Consider the following 1,212-nt stretch of genomic DNA (forward strand, 5'->3'; position numbering starts at 1 on the left):
CCTGCTCGACGCTCTGTCCTTGGCGCTTGGGGCTCGCGGTGACGCTTCCCTGGTGCGCCACGGCGCGGCACAGGGCCAGGTGATTGCCGTGTTCGACGTGCCGCGCAACCATCCGGTGCGCGCGTTGCTTGCCGAGAATGCCATCGAGGACGACGGCGACATCATCCTGCGCCGCTTGCAGACTGTGGACGGCCGCACCCGCGTCTTCGTCAACGATCAGCCGTCCAGCGTGACGCTGATGCGCGACGTCGGCCGCGCGCTGGTCGAGATCCACGGCCAGCATGACGAACGCGCCCTTGTCGATCCCGGCGCGCATCGCGACGTGCTCGACGCCTTCGGCGGCCATCTCGGCGCCGTCCGGTCGACGGCCGAGGCCTGGCGGCACTGGCGCGCCTGCGAGCAGGAGCTCTCGCGCCATCGTGCCAAGGTGGCGGCGGCGGCGCGCGAAGCGGACTACCTGCGCGCAGCGGTCACGGAGCTGACCAAGCTCGATCCGCAGCCGGGTGAGGAGACTGAGCTTGCCGACTTGCGCGCCCACATGATGCGGGCCGAGAAGATCGCCTCCGAAATCCACGACGCGCAGGACGTGCTTTCGGGTCCATCCTCGCCCTTGCCGCAACTGGCCAGCCTGCTCAGGCGGTTGCAGCGCAAGGCCGGCGAGGCCCCCGGGCTGCTCGACGAAGTGGTCAAGTCGCTGGATGAGGCGATGCTGTCGCTCGACGCGGCGCAGTCGGGTGTCGAGGCGGCTTTGCGCGCCACCGAATATGATCCACAGCGGCTGGAAAAGGCGGAAGAGCGGTTGTTTTCGCTGCGCGCGGCATCGCGCAAGCACAGCGTTGCCGTCGATGATTTGGCGCAATTGCGCGACACGATGGTTGCCGATCTTGCCGATCTCGATGCCGGCGAGGAGCGCCTTCATGGGCTGGAAAAGCAGGCGGCCGCAGCGCGCGAAGCCTATGATATCGCCGCCGCGCAGTTGTCCTCGCTTCGCCATGCCGCGGCGGTCGGGCTGACCAAGGCGGTGATGGCCGAACTGCCGGCGCTGAAGCTCGAACGCGCCGCCTTCATCGTCGAGATGAAGAGCGAGGCCGAGAGCCGCATGGAAGAGGGCATAGACCAGATCGAGTTCTGGGTGCGCACCAATCCCGGCACCCGGCCTGGGCAGATGATGAAGGGTGCTTCCGGCTGCGAGCTTTCGCGCTTCCTGCTGGC

At 67.9% G+C, this 1,212-nt stretch carries 1 protein-coding gene; it reads left to right on the forward strand.

Annotated elements, in window-relative coordinates:
• Positions 1-1,212: DNA repair protein RecN (locus tag FJ980_RS32700; protein ID WP_140547568.1), on the forward strand; the 1,212-nt coding region annotated here is incomplete at both ends.

The organism is Mesorhizobium sp. B1-1-5 (assembly GCF_006443065.1).
GTDB lineage: Bacteria > Pseudomonadota > Alphaproteobacteria > Rhizobiales > Rhizobiaceae > Mesorhizobium.